The organism is Nonomuraea sp. NPDC059007 (assembly GCF_042740555.1).
Taxonomy (GTDB): domain Bacteria; phylum Actinomycetota; class Actinomycetes; order Streptosporangiales; family Streptosporangiaceae; genus Nonomuraea.
In genome coordinates this window covers 252,528-267,869 of record NZ_JBHYJD010000009.1, presented here as the reverse complement: position 1 = coordinate 267,869, position 15,342 = coordinate 252,528, and the positions used below count along the sequence as shown (strand labels likewise).

The 15,342-nt window shown below is 73.6% G+C and carries 12 protein-coding genes; 9 read left to right on the top strand and 3 right to left on the bottom strand.

The window, feature by feature from the left end:
- Nucleotides 1-3,102: a BTAD domain-containing putative transcriptional regulator gene (locus ACFWY5_RS17690; RefSeq protein WP_379632981.1), complete on the top strand. Its 3,102-nt coding sequence runs from the start codon at nucleotides 1-3 to the stop codon at nucleotides 3,100-3,102.
- Here the strand turns inward: ACFWY5_RS17690 and ACFWY5_RS17685 are convergent.
- Nucleotides 3,092-4,024 (bottom strand): LysR family transcriptional regulator, encoded by a 933-nt coding sequence (locus ACFWY5_RS17685; RefSeq protein ID WP_379632979.1) that lies wholly within the window; start codon nucleotides 4,022-4,024, stop codon nucleotides 3,092-3,094. The two genes, ACFWY5_RS17690 and ACFWY5_RS17685, sit on opposite strands and share 11 nt — an antisense overlap.
- Before the next feature lie 88 nt (nucleotides 4,025-4,112).
- Between ACFWY5_RS17685 and ACFWY5_RS17680 the strand changes: the two genes are divergently transcribed.
- The 5 genes from ACFWY5_RS17680 to ACFWY5_RS17660 all read left to right on the top strand — a co-directional run bounded on the left by ACFWY5_RS17680 (nucleotide 4,113) and on the right by ACFWY5_RS17660 (nucleotide 8,387).
- Nucleotides 4,113-5,036, top strand: a complete 924-nt coding sequence (locus ACFWY5_RS17680) for a zinc-binding dehydrogenase (RefSeq protein ID WP_379632977.1) — start codon at nucleotides 4,113-4,115, stop codon at nucleotides 5,034-5,036.
- Nucleotides 5,033-6,022, top strand: a complete 990-nt coding sequence (locus ACFWY5_RS17675; RefSeq protein ID WP_379632975.1) for an alpha/beta hydrolase family protein — start codon at nucleotides 5,033-5,035, stop codon at nucleotides 6,020-6,022. The genes ACFWY5_RS17680 and ACFWY5_RS17675 overlap by 4 nt, the downstream gene beginning before the upstream one ends.
- Before the next feature lie 131 nt (nucleotides 6,023-6,153).
- Nucleotides 6,154-6,636: a cation:proton antiporter regulatory subunit gene (locus tag ACFWY5_RS17670; protein WP_379610878.1), complete on the top strand. Its 483-nt coding sequence runs from the start codon at nucleotides 6,154-6,156 to the stop codon at nucleotides 6,634-6,636.
- Between the two features lie 12 nt (nucleotides 6,637-6,648).
- Nucleotides 6,649-7,809 carry a cation:proton antiporter gene (locus tag ACFWY5_RS17665; RefSeq protein ID WP_379610877.1) on the top strand — a complete coding sequence of 387 codons (1,161 nt, stop codon included), beginning with the start codon at nucleotides 6,649-6,651 and terminating at the stop codon, nucleotides 7,807-7,809.
- Nucleotides 7,810-7,820: 11 nt separating this feature from the next.
- Nucleotides 7,821-8,387, top strand: a complete 567-nt coding sequence (locus ACFWY5_RS17660) for a class I SAM-dependent methyltransferase (protein ID WP_379610876.1) — start codon at nucleotides 7,821-7,823, stop codon at nucleotides 8,385-8,387.
- A 114-nt stretch (nucleotides 8,388-8,501) separates the two neighbouring features.
- On the opposite strand, the gene ACFWY5_RS17655 is transcribed toward ACFWY5_RS17660, so the two are convergent.
- Complete coding sequence (locus ACFWY5_RS17655) at nucleotides 8,502-9,149, bottom strand: TetR/AcrR family transcriptional regulator (RefSeq protein ID WP_379632973.1); 648 nt, start codon at nucleotides 9,147-9,149, stop codon at nucleotides 8,502-8,504.
- Nucleotides 9,150-9,258: 109 nt separating this feature from the next.
- On the opposite strand from ACFWY5_RS17655, the gene ACFWY5_RS17650 reads away from it, so the two are divergent.
- The 3 genes from ACFWY5_RS17650 (at nucleotide 9,259) to ACFWY5_RS17640 (ending at nucleotide 13,667) form a co-directional block, all read left to right on the top strand.
- On the top strand, nucleotides 9,259-10,446 hold the full coding sequence (locus ACFWY5_RS17650) for a cytochrome P450 (RefSeq protein ID WP_379632971.1): 1,188 nt from the start codon (nucleotides 9,259-9,261) through the stop codon (nucleotides 10,444-10,446).
- A gap of 28 nt (nucleotides 10,447-10,474) precedes the next feature.
- A complete protein-coding gene (locus ACFWY5_RS17645) occupies nucleotides 10,475-10,654 on the top strand; it encodes a hypothetical protein (RefSeq protein WP_379632969.1) in 180 nt (59 codons plus the stop codon).
- Nucleotides 10,655-10,727: 73 nt separating this feature from the next.
- Nucleotides 10,728-13,667, top strand: coding sequence for an ATP-binding protein (locus tag ACFWY5_RS17640; RefSeq protein WP_379632967.1), 2,940 nt, complete (start codon nucleotides 10,728-10,730; stop codon nucleotides 13,665-13,667).
- On the opposite strand, the gene ACFWY5_RS17635 is transcribed toward ACFWY5_RS17640, so the two are convergent.
- The gene (locus ACFWY5_RS17635) at nucleotides 13,609-15,051 is read right to left on the bottom strand and encodes an MFS transporter (RefSeq protein ID WP_379632965.1); all 1,443 of its coding nucleotides are present in this window, start codon (nucleotides 15,049-15,051) and stop codon (nucleotides 13,609-13,611) included. The two genes, ACFWY5_RS17640 and ACFWY5_RS17635, sit on opposite strands and share 59 nt — an antisense overlap.
- Between the last annotated feature and the right edge of the window lie 291 nt (nucleotides 15,052-15,342).

Genomic DNA, 15,342 nt, shown 5'->3' with positions numbered 1-15,342 from the left:
ATGCGTTTCGACGTGCTGGGCCCGCTCGCCGTACGGTCGGCGGACGGCCGTGAGGTCGGCGTCCCCGAGGCGAAGGTCCGGCGCGTCCTTGCCGCCCTGCTGGTCGACCACGGCCGCGTGGTCCCCGCCGACCTGCTGATCGACATCCTGTGGGGCGAGCGGCCGCCGGAGCATCCCGAGGCCGCGCTGCGGGCGAAGGTGTCCAGGCTGCGCAAGGCCCTGGGCGATCCGGCGCTCGTGGCCTGGCGCGCTCCCGGGTACCTCCTGGACGTCGGGGACGTGGACGCGAGCCGCTTCGAGTCGCTGGTCGAGCGAGCGCGGGCGGCGCAGGATCCCGCGGAGAAGACCGCGCTGCTGGGTGACGCGCTGGCCTTGTGGCGCGGGCCCGCGTTCGCGGAGTACGCCGACGAGGAGTTCGCCCGCGCGGCCGCCTTCCGGCTGGAGGAGCAGCGGCTCGCCGCGATCGAGGAGCAGGCGCAGGCCCGGCTGTCGCTCGGCGCGCACGGGCTGTCGGCCGAGCTGGCCGGCCTGGTCGCCCGCCACCCGCTCAGGGAGCGCCTGCGCGCCGTTCACCTGCGGGCTCTCTACCGCGACGGCCGGCAGGGCGAGGCGCTGAAGGGCTATGACGAGGTACGCGCCCGGCTGGCCCAGGAGCTGGGCGTGGACCCGGGCCCGGAGCTCCGCGCGCTCCACCGGTCGATCCTGCGCCGCGACCCCGCGCTCGACCCTCCCCGCACCAACCTTCCCGTCCCGCTCACCGAGCTGGTCGGCAGGGAGAAGGCCGTCGAGGAGGTACGCGAGCTGCTCGCCACCGCCCGCGTGGTCACCCTCACCGGTCCTGGCGGCGCCGGCAAGACCAGGCTGGCGCTGGAGGCCGGCGCCCGGCTGGCCCCCGCCTACGACGACGGCGTCTGGCTGGCCGACCTGACCGGGCTCGACCGGCACGGCGGCCCGGACCGGGTGGCCGAGGCGGTGGCCGCCGCCATCGGCGTCCGGCACGACGTGGCCGACCGCCTGGCCGCGACCGTGCGCAACAAGCACCTGCTCCTCCTGCTCGACAACTGTGAGCACGTGGTGGACGCGGTCGCCGAGCTAGCCGAGCTGCTCCTGACCAGCGCGCCGGGCCTGCGGGTTCTCGCGACCAGCCGGATCCCGCTGGACATTCCCGGCGAGCACCTGCACGCCGTACCACCGCTGGACCTGGACAGCGCCGTCCGGCTGTTCGCCGCGCGGGCCGCCGCCGCGGCGCCGGGGTTCGCCGCGGACCGGCTCGCCATGGAGGCCATCGCCAGGCGGCTGGACGGCCTGCCGCTCGCGCTGGAACTGGCCGCGATCCGGGCCCGCACGCTCAGCGCCCGCGAGATCGAGGCCCGGCTCGGCGACCGCTTCCACCTGCTGGACGCGGGCCGGCGCGGCGCCCCGCCGCGGCAGCGGACACTCGGGGCCATGATCGACTGGAGCTGGGAGCCGCTCACCGGCCCCGAACGTGCCGTGTTGCGCCGGCTCGCCGTCCACGCCGACGGGTGCGCGCTGGAGGCGGCCGAGACGGTCTGCGCGGGAGACGGCGTCGGCTCCTCGCAGGTGCTCGGTCTCCTGGCGCGGCTGGTGGACCGTTCCCTGGTGGTCGTGAGCGACGAGCGGTACCGGCTGCTGGAGTCCGTCCAGGCCTACTGCCTGGAGCGCCTCGACGAGGCCGGCGAACTGGACACCGTGCGGGAGCGGCACGGGGATTTCTACACCGCACTCGCCGTACGCGCCCGGCCGCACCTGCACGGCCCCGACCAGGGGCACTGGCTGCGCCGCCTCGACGCCGAGGCCGCCAACCTGCGCTCGGCACTGGACGACGCGGTACGGCGGGGCGCCGCGGACCGGGCGCTTCGGCTGGTGACCGCGCTGTCCAGGTACTGGTTCCTGCGCGGCCGGCTCGGCGAGGCCCGCCGTTCGCTGGAGTTGGCACTGACGCTCGGCGGTGACGCCGAAGCGCGCGCGGTGGCCGCCGCGTGGCACGCCGGGATGGGCCTGCTGATCCGCGACCGGCCGGCCGCGATCTCGCCGGAGCATCTCGACGAGCTCTGCGCGCGGATCAGCGACCCGCGGGCCCGCGCCGAGGCGCAATGGCTTCTCAGCCTGGCCCACTCCGGCTTCGACGACCCGTCCGTCAGCCTGGGCCTGGCGAGCCGGGCACTGGAGACGTTCCGCGCGCTGGATGACCGGTGGGGGATCGCCGCGACGTTGAGCGTTCACGCCTCCCACACCCTCGCGCACGACCTGGACGCGGCCGGGCGCGACGCCGAGCGGAGCCTGGCGCTCTTCAGGGAGGAAGGCGACCGCTGGGGACTCCTGCAGGCCACGCACCTGCTCGGCTCCCTCGCCCAGATCGGCGGCGACTACGAACGCGCCCGCGCCCTGCACCGCGACGCCCTTGACGTCGCCGAGGACCTCCGGCTCTGGCCCCAGGTCGCCGACAGCCTGGCCATGCTGGGCCGGATCGCGCTGCACACCGGCGCGTACGCCGAGGCCGACGAGTATCACGAGCGGGCCAGACGGCTGGCGGCCGAGCAGCTGAACACCCTCACCGAGCAGTTCGCGGAGGTGGGCCTGGGCCTGGCCGCCCGGCGGCGCGGTGACCTCGACGCCGCCGAGCGGCATCTGCGGGCCTGGCTGGACTGGTGCCGGCAGTGGCAGGGCGATCCCGGCGCCGCGCTCATCCTGGCCGAACTGGGCTTCGTGGCCGAACTCCGCGGCGACCACGAAACGGCCTTCGACCTGCACCGGGAAGGGCTGGAGGCCGCCCTGGCCACGGGCGATCAGCGTGCCGTGGCGCTCGCCCTGGAAGGGCTCGCCGGAGCGTGGGCGGGCGCGGGCGACCACCGGGCGGCGGCCCGCCTCCTGGGCGCCGGTTCGGCGGCCCGTGACTCGGTGAAGGCCCCGTTGCCGGCGGGCGAGCGGGGTGACGTCGACCGCGTCACGGCCGCCGCCCGGCGCGCCCTGGGGTTGGACGCCTTCGCCGAGGCGTTCGCCCGCGGCCGGTCGGAGGGTGCCGGCGCGTCTGTCGCCGCGCTACAGGCTGTGGCTCGCCGGCGGGGTTCTTTCACGGGGTAGCCGAGAGGTCGTTCTCGGGGAGCCAGTCGTGGACGGGATCGTATTCCAGCCACCGGTTCCGCTCCGCCTCCGTCACGAAGGCGCTCACCAGGGTGTCCAGCAGCGGATGAGCGCCGTCGCCGCGCCACAGCAGTGACCAGGCGTACAAGGGAGTGGGGCCGATCAGCGGGATCGAGCGGATCGCCGGGCGGGGCGGGAGGGGCACGTCCGCGGGCAGCAGGCTGAAGCGCCGAGCGTCAGCGGCCAGGTCGGCCAGGAAGTGGTCCAGTCCGAGGTTGGCGCCCTCGGCGCGCTCGCGGATGCCGAAGGAGTCGGCGAAGCGGCGCAGGAAGTCCAGCCGGTGCAGCGCGCCCGGGGCCCACAGGACGCCGTCACGCAGTTGCTCGGGCCGGATCGCCGGCGCGTCCGCCAGGGGATGATCCGCGCCGAGGATCACGTCGACCGGCTCCAGCCGTACCAGGCGATGCGTCAGCCCTGCGGGCAGCGGGGCGTGGACGCGGCCGAAGGCGGCATCGACGTCGCCGTGCGACAGCGCGGCGATCACGGAAGGCAGGTCACGGCCGTGTCCCGGTTCCAGCCGCGGTTCGGCGGTGGTCACCTGTGCCAGCGTGCGCATGGGCGCGTACAGGTGGCCCCACACGTCGATCCGCAGCGGGCGGTGCGCCTCCAGCACCGCCGCCACGGCCCGGTCCGCGGCGGTCAGCGCCTGCCGGGCAGGCTCCAGGAAACGCCGTCCGGCTTCGGTGAGCCGTACTCCCTGGCCGCCGCGGTCGAGCAGGCGGCGGCCGAGCGTGGACTCCAGGCGGGCGATCCGCTTGGAAAGCGCCTGCTGGGAGATCGACAGCTCCTCGGCCGCGTGACCGAAGTGCCGTCCTTCGGCGGTCAACACGAACGCACGTACCTGCGCCAAGTCGAGATCCACGCCTGTCACCTTAGGTGACAACCGATGGTTGTCGGCCGGTCGCGATCGTTGTTGGAGCACCCGACCCCGATGACGGTTTCATGGCCGCATGCGTAGATTGATCCCTACGGGAGATGTGGCGCGGCCGGTGGAGTTCGCCCAGGACGTTCAGCCCACGCCCGCCCCGGGCGAGGTGCTGATCAAGGTCGAGGCGTTCTCGCCGAATCGCGGGGAGACGTTCCTGCTGGAAGAGCCGGAACCCGGCCTGACACCCGGGAAGGACGTCGCCGGCCTGGTCGTCCAGGCCGCCGCCGACGGCTCCGGGCCGCCGGCCGGTACCCGCGTGGCAGGCCATCCGGCGATGGGCGGCTGGGCCGAGTACGCGGCGGTGCCCACCCACTCCGTCGCCGTCCTGCCCAACGAGATCACCACCGTCCAGGCGGCCGCCCTGCCGCTGGCCGGGATCACCGCGCTCCGGCTCCTCCGTACGGCAGGCGCCGTCGCCGGCAGGCGGATCCTGCTGACCGGCGCCTCGGGCGGAGTCGGGCACTTTCTGACCGAGCTGGCCGCCTCGGCCGGAGCGGAGGTGACCGCGGTGAGCGCCACCGCCGAGCGCGGTGCGCGCCTGCGCGAGCTGGGAGCCGCGGCGATCGTGCACGACGTGGCCGCCGCGGAGGGGCCGTTCGACGTGGTCATGGAGTCCACCGGTGGCGGCGTGCTCGCGGACGCGCTGGCCAGGCTGGTCCCCGGCGGCACGCTGATCTGGTTCGGCCAGGCCGGCCGTACACCCGCGACGGTGGATTTCTTCGACCTGCTCGCCGGGCCGGAGAACGCCGTGATCCGGCACTTCCACTACGCAGGCGGCCCGTACGGCGGCGACCTGGCCACCCTGCTGCGACTGGTGGCCGGCGGGCGGCTGCACGTGGAGATCGGCCGCACCGCTGACTGGAGCCGGACCGCGGACGTCCTGATCGACCTGCGGGAACGCCGGATCCGTGGCAAGGCCGTCCTCACGATCGGAGCATCACGATGAACGCAGCGGACTTCGCCGCCGCCAACCTGTCGCGCGCGACCGGAGCCGGGCTGGACCCGCACGAGTACCAGCGTGTCGCCGCCGAGCTGGCCGGCCTGGACCAATGGGGTCAAGCCTTCATGAGCGCCGCGCGCGGGCACCTGGCCCGCGCGGCGCGGGCGGGAACGGCGATCTCAGCGGCCGGACACCTCCAGGACGCGGCGCGCTGGTTCCACTTCGCCACCCTGGGGCCGAACAACGAGCGCGCGCTGGCGGCCGCAGAGGCGGACACCGCCATGGGCCGCGCGCTGGACCTGCTGGAGCCGGACTCGCGCCGGATCGAGGGCACGACCTTCACCGGCTGGCTGCGCGGCCCGGCCGATGCCGCGGCCACCGCGATCGTGGTCCCCGGGCTGGACTCCGGTAAGGAGGAGTTCCACGACGTGATCAACGCCTTGCTCCGCCGCGGCATGGCCGTGTTCGCCATGGACGGGCCTGGACAGGGCACGCTCACCGCCACCACCACCGTCCGCGCCGACTACCACCACGTGATCGCGCAGGTCGTCGACGCGCGCGGCGCCGAGCGCGTGGGGCTCGTCGGACTCAGCCTCGGCGGCTACTACGCCGCGGAAAGCGCCGCCATGGAACGCCGCGTCGCGGCCGCCGTCACGGTCAGCGGCCCGTTCCGGCTGGACTGGGACACCCTGCCGCCCCCGGTACGCGACCTGCTCACCCAACGCGCCGGCGGCGAAGACGCGGCCCGCCGCTTCGCCGAGCAGGTGGACCTGTCCGGCCTCGCCCCGCGGATCACCTGCCCGCTGCTGGTGATCGACGGCGGCCAGGACGTCATCCCCGGCGTCACCAACGGCGAGCCGCTGGCCCACCTGGCGTCACGCGGGCGGTACCTGCACGTTCCGCACGGCGACCACCTGCTCGGCAACGCCCGTCCGGACTGGCTGGCGGCGGCCGCCGACTGGCTTTCCGGAGAACTGACAGGGCCGCGCTGATCACGGCTGTCCGTCCTCGCGCCCGAGTTCCGGCCATTAATGATCATTTCGATAGTCTACGTACCTGCGAACCTCCGCGAACGCAGCCCACAAGCGGACCACCCCTTCCGCTATCGAGAACGGAGACCCCCATGGAGATCGAGCAGACGGCGCTGCCGGGCATCGGGCTCAAACATGAGTTCACCTCCCACGCGGGACGCAGGATCGGGGTGGTCTCCCACCGCACCGGCCGCCGCGACCTGATCATCTACGACCCCGACGATCCCGACAGCGCCTGCGAGGACATCGTCCTGAACGACGACGAGGCCGACGCCCTGGCCGAACTCCTCGGCGCGCCCCGCATCGTCCAGCGCCTCAACCAGCTGCACAAGCAGGTCGAAGGCCTGGTCAGCGTCCAGCTGCCGATCACCGGCGAAAGCCCGTACTCCGACCGGCAGATGGGTGACGCGCGCGTGCGCACCCGCACCGGCGCCTCCATCGTGGCCGTCGTCCGCGCCGGCCGGGTCATCACCAGCCCCGCCCCCGACCTCGCCCTGCTGGCCGGCGACGTCATCGTCGTCGTCGGCACGGCCGAGTCCACCGCGGCGGTCGCCGAGATCCTCGCCACCGGATAGAAAAGACACCGCGTGCACCACACCGCCATCCTCATCCTCGAACTCGGCGCCATCATCCTCGGCCTCGGCGTACTCGGCGCCTTAGCGGTACGGGCCGGCATTTCCCCCATCCCCCTCTACCTCGTGGCCGGCCTCGCCTTCGGCCAAGGCGGCATCCTCCCCCTGGCCACCAGCGGCGAGTTCATCGCCACCGGCGCCGAGATCGGCGTCATCCTCCTCCTGCTCACCCTCGGCCTCGAATACAACGCCTCCGAGCTCGTCTCCTCCCTGCGCAGCAACGCCCGCGCCGGCCTCGTGGACCTGGTGCTCAACGCCGCGCCCGGCGCGATCGCCGCCCTGCTGCTCGGCTGGGGCCCCGTCGCCGCCGTCGCCATGGCCGGCGTCACCTACGCCACCTCCTCCGGCATCACCGCCAAAGTTCTGTCCGACCTGGGCTGGATCGGCAACAGGGAAACGCCCGTCGTCCTGTCGCTCCTGGTCTTCGAAGACCTCACGATGGCCCTCTACCTGCCCATCCTCACCGCCATGCTGGCCGGAGTCAGCTTCGCCGGCGGCGCGGTGACCGTCGGCATCGCGCTGGCGACCGTCAGCGTCGTCCTGCTCATCGCGCTGCGCTTCGGCCGCCTCATCGAGAAGTTCGTCGCCAGCCCCTCCAGCGAGGTCCTGCTTCTCAAGGTGATCGGGCTCGCGCTCCTGGTCGCGGGCATCGCCACCAAGCTCCAGGTCTCCGCCGCCGTCGGCGCCTTCCTCGTCGGCATCGCCCTGTCGGGCGAACTCGCCCACGAAGCCCGCACCCTGCTCGCCCCGGTACGCGACCTGTTCGCCGCCGTCTTCTTCGTCTTCTTCGGCCTGCAAACCGACCCCGCCGCCATCCTGCCCGTCGCCGGGCTGGCCATCCTGCTGGCCGTCGTCAGCATGATCACCAAACTGCTCACCGGCGCCTACGCCGCCCGCCGCGCCGGGATCGCCAAAGCCGGCCAAGCCCGCGCCGGCATCGCCCTCATCCCCCGCGGCGAATTCAACATCGTCATCGCCGGACTGGCCGTCGCCGCGGGAGCGCACCCCGACCTCGGTCCGCTGGCCGCCGCCTACGTCCTCATCCTGGCCGCTTTCGGGCCGCTGGCCGCCAAACTGGTCCAGCCGCTGATCACCGCGATCGCCCGCCGTACCTGAAACTAAAAGGCATGGGGCGGTTCGAACGCTGGGCGGCAGGCTACGACGACAGCCTGCCGGCCGCCGTGAGCGAGCCGGTGCAGGCCGCCCTGCTGGACCTGCTCGACAACCATCGGCCGCCGCCCGGCGTGCTGGTGGACGTGGGCTGCGCCACCGGGCGCCTGCTCCGGCGGGCGCGCGAGCGCTATCCGGACGCGCGCCTGATCGGGGTGGACGCCGCCCACGCCATGCTCGCCGCCGCCCGCCCCTGCCCGTCCGGTTCCGGGCTGGTGCGGGCGCGGGCGGAACGGCTGCCGCTCGCCGACGCCGGCGCGGACGTGGTCACCGCCACCCTGAGCTGCCGCCACTGGCACGACCTGGCCGCCGGGCTGCGTGAGATCGCCCGCGTGCTCGCCCCCGGCGGGGTGTTCGCCTACGCCGACCTCACCCACCCACCGCCCCGCCGCCTGGGCGCCCGCCCACGCCCCGACGGCCTGTCCCGCCACCTGGCCGCCGCCGGACTCGCGATCCAGGCGCAGCGCGTGATCAGCGGGACGGTGCTGTTCCCCTGGTTCCGCCTGGTCATCGCCGGGAGATGACAGACGCTCTGCTGTGGAGCCGCTCCCGGCGGGATCCCCGCTCAGCGCTGAGCAACGCAGTCGATTGTGCAAGGAGGAAGCCACGAGACGGATAGCGCTGGCCGCCTGAACGCCCTACAGAGGAGAGGTCCGCGTCGTCAGCGGAGGTAGCGGGCTGGCGGCGGCGGGGCGCAGCGCGTCCAGCAGGAGCACCAGGTAGCGCCGCCACCCCTCATTGGGCTCGCTGCCCAGGCTCCTGGCGCCGATGAGCAGGTCTCCGGGGTCGCTGCCCAGCCGTTGCACCGCCACGAGCATCGTGAACAACCTGGGCACGTCCTCCCCCGTCAGGTCGGCGCGCACCAGCCCCGCCTCCTGCGCGCGGCCGAGCAGTACCGTCAGCGAGTCGAAGTACTGCGAGGCGAGCCCGAGGAAGGCCGCGGGACCTCTCGCCGCGGCGAACGTCGCCCGCTCCCCCGCCGCCACCTCCAGCACCGTTTCGAGCAGCAGCACGATGCCCGACCAGGGATCGGGGTCGGCCAGCGCCCGATGCATGGCGGGCTCGACGTCCTCGTCGAACCTGCGCCTGACGATCGTCAGGATCAGGTCCTCCTTGTTGGCGAAGTGGCGATAGAGCGTCGCCTGTCCCACCCCCGCCCGTCTCGCGATGTCGTCGAGTTGCGCCTCCGCGCCCTGCTCGGCGAAGACCTCACGCGCGGCGACGATGATGCGTTCGACATTGCGGGCGGCGTCGGCGCGCAGTCTGCGCGGAGCTTCGGCGTTCACGGAGCCCATCCTACCTGAGTGAGAGCTGGCTCCCAGTTGTGCTACCGTCGAAATCAGCCATAAACGAGAGTCGACTCTCACTCATGTTCGTGCGAGAAAAGGACAGTCCATGGCCCTCCACGTGCAACGCGACGGCTACCACCCCGGCGAGACCCTCTACCAGCTCCGCGACGAGGCCCCCGTCGCCGAGTACCGGCTGCCGATCGGCCTCCGGTCCATGCCCGCCTGGCTCGTCACCCGCCACGAGGACGTACGCCGGGTCCTGAGCGACTCCGCCCTGTTCAGCAGCACCGGCGGGGCGCAGGCCGCGTCCCTGGGCGAGGAGTCCGCGGCCCGGCTCAGCATGAGATCTCCCGGCTGGTTCATCGAGGAGGACCCTCCCGAGCACACCCGGCTGCGCCGCCTGCTGACCCCCGAGTTCACCGTCAGGCGCATCCACGCCCTGGTGCCGCGTATCAAGCGATACGTGGACGACCTGCTCGACGCCATGGAGAGCGGCGGCGGGCCCGTCGACGTGATCGAGACGTTCGCGCTGCCGCTGCCGTCCCTGGTGATCTGCGAGCTGTTCGGCGTCCCGTACGAAGACCGCGACGAGTTCCAGGAGCGCAGCAGCGCCCAGCTCGACTTCCGGCGCGGCGTCCAGGAGAGGGTCGCCATCTCCGCCGAGTCACGTGCCTACATGGCCAAGCTGGTCGCCCTCCAGCGTGCCGACCCCGGCGACGACCTGCTCGGCATGCTGGTACGCGAGCACGGCGACGAGATCACCGACGAGGAACTGACCGGGATCGGCGCGCTGCTGCTCCTGGCCGGACACGAGACGACCGCCGCCATGCTCGGCCTCGGCACGCTGCTCCTGCTCGACCATCCCGAACAGGCCGACCTGGTCCGCGACCGGCGCGGAGCCGTGGAACAGGCGGTGGAGGAGATGCTGCGCTACCTGTCCGTCGTGAGCATCCCCATCATCAGGACCGCGACCGAGGACGTGACCCTGGGCGGCCGGTTGATCAAGGCAGGCAGCGCGGTCGTCTGCTCGCTGGCCATCGCCAACCGTGACCACACGCTCGCCGGCAAGCCCGACGTCTTCGACATCACCCGCGAGACCGTGTCGCACATCGCGTTCGGCCACGGCATCCACCACTGCATCGGCGCGCCCCTGGCCAGGACGGAGATGCGGATCGCCTTCCCGGCGCTGCTGCGCAGGTTTCCCGGCCTGCGGCTGGCCGTGCCCAGGGAGGACGTCGTGTTCCGCGTCAACTCGGTCTCACACAACGTGCAGGCCCTTCCGGTCACCTGGTGAGCGGAAACGTGACGGGGGAAGAACCGGCGTGGATCGCCGGCTGATCGACGCGCTCACGGGAGTGAGCCCCGGATGGCTGTACGTCGTCGTGGGCGTGCTCGTCACCGCCGAGTCGGTGCTGTTCGGCCTCGTCCTGCCGGGCGAGCTCGTCCTGCTCCTCGCCGGATTCCTGGCCTACCACCAGAAGGTATCCCCGCGGGCGTCGTGATCATCCGCAGGTACGCGCGCCGTGACGGCCGCCGCGGGAACGACGGTGACCTGGGCGGGAGCACTTCTCGTGGGTGGCGACGGCCTACCTGCTGACGACCGCCATCGTGGCCCTGACCCTGGTGGCGGCCGGCACCGTCGCGTGGACCTCGCCGCAGGGCCTCGTCCTGCGCGGCTCGCGTGGAAGGCGTACTGATGCAACGAGCGTTCGCATGCGATGGGGCTCGTCCGGCAGGATCGCCGCCGGGCGGGGCGCCTGTAGCTCTGCCCGTTCTCCGGGGAGCAGTAGGTTGTTCGTCATGCTCTGGGGGAGGCAGCGGGAGACCGCCGTGATCGAGCGGCTGGTGGCGGGCGCCCGGTCCGGGCACAGCGAAGCGCTGGTCCTGCGGGGCGAGCCGGGCATCGGGAAGTCGGCGCTGCTCCGGCACGCCGTCGACGTCGCCGGAACCGCTCGGGTCCTGCGCGGCATCGGGATCGAGTCCGAGAGCGAGCTGCCGTTCGCGGGCCTGCACCTCCTCCTGCACCCGTACCTCGCCCGCGTGGACGCGCTGCCCGGACGCCAGGCCGCCGCACTGCGCGCCGCGCTCGGGCTGGGCACGGGCGCGGACGGCGACCGGTTCCTCGTGGGCCTCGCGGTGCTGACCCTGCTCGCCGACCTCGCCGAGGACGGCCCTCTGCTGTGCCTGATCGACGACGCCCACTGGCTGGACCACGCTTCCGCCGAGGTCCTGCTGTTCGCGGCACGCAGGCTGCACGCCGAGGGCATCACGATGATCTTCGCCGCCCGTGACGAGCACCCGTCGGGGTTCCCCGCGCCCGGCCTGCCCGAGCTGACCGTGGGCGGACTGGACCGCGACGCCGCCGCGAGCCTGCTGGCCGAGCGCGCCGCCGGTCTCGCGCCGCAGGTCAGGGACCAGATCCTGGACGAGGCACGAGGCAATCCGCTCGCGCTGCTGGAACTCCCGGTGGACCTCCACGACGGCCCGCCACCCGCCGGAGGACCCGGCGACGGGCTGCGCCGGGCCTTCGCCCACCGGATCGCGGACCTTCCGGCGGCCACGCGACGGCTGCTGGTGGTGGCCGCGGCCGACGACACCGCGGACCCCGCCGTGGTGTTCGGCGCGGCGGCGCGGCTGGGCGCCTCCCTCACGGATGTGGCGCCCGGTGAGCAGGCCGGCCTGTTGCTGTTCACCGAGGGGCGCCTGACGTTCCGGCATCCGCTGGTACGCGCGACCGCGTACCAGAGCGCTCCTTTGGCCCTGCGCCTGGAGGCGCACCGCGCGCTGGCGGAGAAGCTCGGCGCCGCCGACGCCGACCGGCGCGCGTGGCATCTGGCCGCGATCAGCTCCGGACCGGACGAGCACGTCGCCACCCTGCTGGAGGACAGCGCGCAACGCGCCCGCGCCCGAGGCGGCTACGCGGCGATGGCCGCGGCCTACGAGCGGGCCGCCGCGCTGAGCGAGGACCGCGGCAGGCGGGAGCGGCTGCTGCTCGCCGCCGCCGAGGCGGCCACCGACGCGGGGCGCCTCGACCACGCCGGCGCCCTCGCCGCACGGGCCACCGAGTCCGGGGCCGACCCGGTGATGCTCGCGCGGGCCGCCGCCATCCGCGCCACAGTCGCCGACGAGCACCACCGTCCTGCCTCCGCCCGGCGGATCCTGACCTCGGCCGGGCTCGCGGCGGGCCTCGACGCCGAACTGGCCGACTCGCTGCTCTTCCGCGCGGTCGACTCCGCGATCGTGGCCGGCGACCTGCCCGCCGTACGCGAGACCGCGGAGCGGATGGGCCGCCGCGCACCCCACGCCCGCAGAGCCACCGCCCTGGCGCGCATGGCCATCGGGTTCGGCGGCGACATCGCCGACGGGGTACGCGCGCTGCGCGAGCTGACCGGCCTCGCCGATTCTTCACAGCTGCGCGAGACGGCGCTCGTCCCCTCCTGGTACTGGGCGCTGGGCGACGACGCCGGCGGCCTGCGCCTGGCCGGCGATCTGGTGCGCGCCTGCCGGGAACAGGGGGCGATCGGGGTGCTGCCGCTGGCACTGTGCACCCTGAGCCGTTTCCAGATCCTGCTCGGCCACCGGCACGACGCCCTCGCCAACGCCGAGGAGGGCCTGCGCATCGCCCGCGACACCGGCCACCGGATGAGCGAGATCTACCTGGTCAGCCTGCTGGCCGACCTCGCCGCCCTCCAAGGCGACGAGGAACGGTGCCGGGCGCTGATCGCCGGCTGCCGCGCGCAGCGGCCCGGTCTCGGAACGGTCCTGACCTCCGGCGCGTCGAGCCTGCTCGCGCTCGGGCTAGGCCGCCACGACGACGTCCTCGCCGAGCGGGGGACGATCGAGGACGCCGCGCACCTGCCGTTCACCCTCTTCGCGCTGCCCGACGTGATCGAGGCGGCGGCCCGTGCGGGACGGCCCGAGCAGGCCGCCGCCGCCCGCGACTGGTACGCCGGCTGGGCCGCGCACTCCGGCAACACCTGGGCCGCCGCCGTCGCGGCGCGCTGCCGGGCGCTGGCCGGCGACCACCCGGAAACTCACTACGTCCGTGCCGTCGAACTCCACGAACACGGCGCCGGACGGCCGCTGGAAGAGGCGCGGACCCGGCTGCTGTACGGCGAATGGCTACGGCGTGAGCGGCGCCGCGCCGACGCCCGCCCCCACCTGCGTACCGCGCTCGCGATCTTCGAGCACCTCGGGGCCGCGCTGTTCGCCGAGCGGGCCCGCGCCGAACTGCGCGCGGCCGGAGAGAGCCGCCCGGCCCGGCAGGACGCCGCCGACCTGGTCGGACGCCTCACGCCGCAGGAACTCCAGGTGGCCGGGCTGGCCGCCGGCGGGCTGAGCAACCGCGCCATCGGCGCCCGCCTGTTCCTCAGCCCGAGAACCGTCGGCTACCACCTGTCCAACGCCTATCCCAAACTCGGCATCTCCTCCCGTACCGAACTCGCCGGACTCGACCTCACCCCTCGGCCCGGACCCGGCGCAGCAGAACCGCCGCGACCGCCAGACACACCATGATCACCGCGCTGAGGCCGGCGACCGTGTTCAACCCCCGCGTGAAAGCCTCCCGCGCCACACCCTCCAGCAGCCCACCCGGTACGGCAGGCGCCGCCGTACCCGCGATGCCCGCGCGGTAGACCGCAGCGCCGGCACTGCCCATCAGCGCGATCCCCAGAGCGGCCCCGAGCTCGGCGCCGGTCTCCGCCATGGCCGCGGCCGAACCCGCCTTCTCCGGCGGCGCCGCGCCGACGATCAGGTCCGTGCCCAGGACCATGGCCGGGCTGACGCCGAAGAAGGCCACGGTGAACCCGGCCACCGTGAAGGCCGCGCCCGACGTGCCGTCCACCTGTGCGATGGCCAGGAACCCGGCCGTCGCGAGCGCCATCCCCGCCGCCACCACGACCACCGGGCCCGCCCGGCGCGCGAGCACCGGGGCCAGCAGCGAACCGGCGATGATGCCCAGCGCGGGCACCACGATCCACAGCGCGGCGCGCAGCGGCGACAGCCCCTCGACGAGCTGGAGATACTGCGCGAGGAAGTACTCCGTGCCGTTCAGCGCGATCATGCTCAGCAGCAGGAGCGCCAGGGCGGCGCCGAACGCGCGATGCCCGAACAACCGCAGGTCCAGCAGCGGATCCGCCAGCCTGCGCTGCCTGCGGACGAAGATCACGCCCACGGCGAGCCCGGCCGCGGCCACCAGCAGCGGCTCCGCGCCCAGACCTCGCTCGGCCACCTTCTTGACCCCGTAGACGACCGGCAGGATCGCCGCGAGCGACAGCGCCACGCTGGGCAGGTCCAGCCGCCCGGCCGCGCCGGGCCGCTGCTCGGGAAGGAGCACCGGCGCCGCCACCAGCAGCAACGCCATGACCGGCACGCCCGGCAGGAACACCGAGCCCCACCAGAAGTACTCCAGCAGCGCCCCGCCCACCACGGGACCGAGCGCGGTCCCCGCCGAGAAGCACGCCATCCAGACACCGATCGCGATCCCGCGCTGCCTGGCGTCGCCGAACATCGTGCCGATCAGCGACAGCGTGGACGGCATCAGCGTCGCGCCGGCGATCCCGAGCAGGGCGCGGGCGGCGATGAGCTGCTCCGCGCTGGTGGAGTACGCGGCGAGGATCGAGGCCACGCCGAACGCGGCGGCGCCGGCGACCAGCAGGCGCCTGCGCCCGATCCGGTCGCCCAGGGCGCCCATCGTGACCAGGAACCCGGCGCTCATGAACACGTAGACGTCCATGATCCACAACAGCTGGGCGCCGTTCGGCGACAGGTCCGCGCTCAGGTGCGGCAGCGCCAGGAACAACACGCTCACATCCAGGGACAGCAGGAGGGTGGGCAGGGCCAGCACGGCCAGCCCGATCCACTCCCGGCGGGTCGCCCGTACCGTCTCAGTCCGTTCCATGCGGGCGACGTTAGGTGGGGGCGGCCGGCGGGCGCCTCTGTCGGGTGACCGGGTTCCGTGGGCGGGGCAGAACCCGGTCAATCAGCGTCGGGCATGTTCCCCCCGGTTCAAGGTCGTGCGCCCAGCCGCTCACGGGCCAAGGGGCCGCGGCGAGCATGGCTCCGCCTGGCCGGAAGCGGGTCGAGCCCTGAGCGTTTTGGTCAGGAACTGGACGGCGAATGGCCTGGGAACTGGCCGGCCGAAAGCTCGACACTCGGCAGGCTGAGCCGGCGACGCCGAACACCGAGGCGC

Bases quoted from the DNA above. Each gene is read 5' to 3' on its own strand.
- ACFWY5_RS17660 (WP_379610876.1), top strand. From the start codon at position 7,821: ATGGGGCGGTTCGAACGCTGGGCGGCAGGCTACGACGACAGCCTGCCG.
- ACFWY5_RS17650 (WP_379632971.1), top strand. From the start codon at position 9,259: ATGGCCCTCCACGTGCAACGCGACGGCTACCACCCCGGCGAGACCCTC.
- ACFWY5_RS17670 (WP_379610878.1), top strand. From the start codon at position 6,154: ATGGAGATCGAGCAGACGGCGCTGCCGGGCATCGGGCTCAAACATGAG.
- ACFWY5_RS17680 (WP_379632977.1), top strand. From the start codon at position 4,113: ATGCGTAGATTGATCCCTACGGGAGATGTGGCGCGGCCGGTGGAGTTC.
- ACFWY5_RS17675 (WP_379632975.1), top strand. From the start codon at position 5,033: ATGAACGCAGCGGACTTCGCCGCCGCCAACCTGTCGCGCGCGACCGGA.
- ACFWY5_RS17690 (WP_379632981.1), top strand. From the start codon at position 1: ATGCGTTTCGACGTGCTGGGCCCGCTCGCCGTACGGTCGGCGGACGGC.
- ACFWY5_RS17635 (WP_379632965.1), bottom strand. From the start codon at position 15,051: ATGGAACGGACTGAGACGGTACGGGCGACCCGCCGGGAGTGGATCGGG.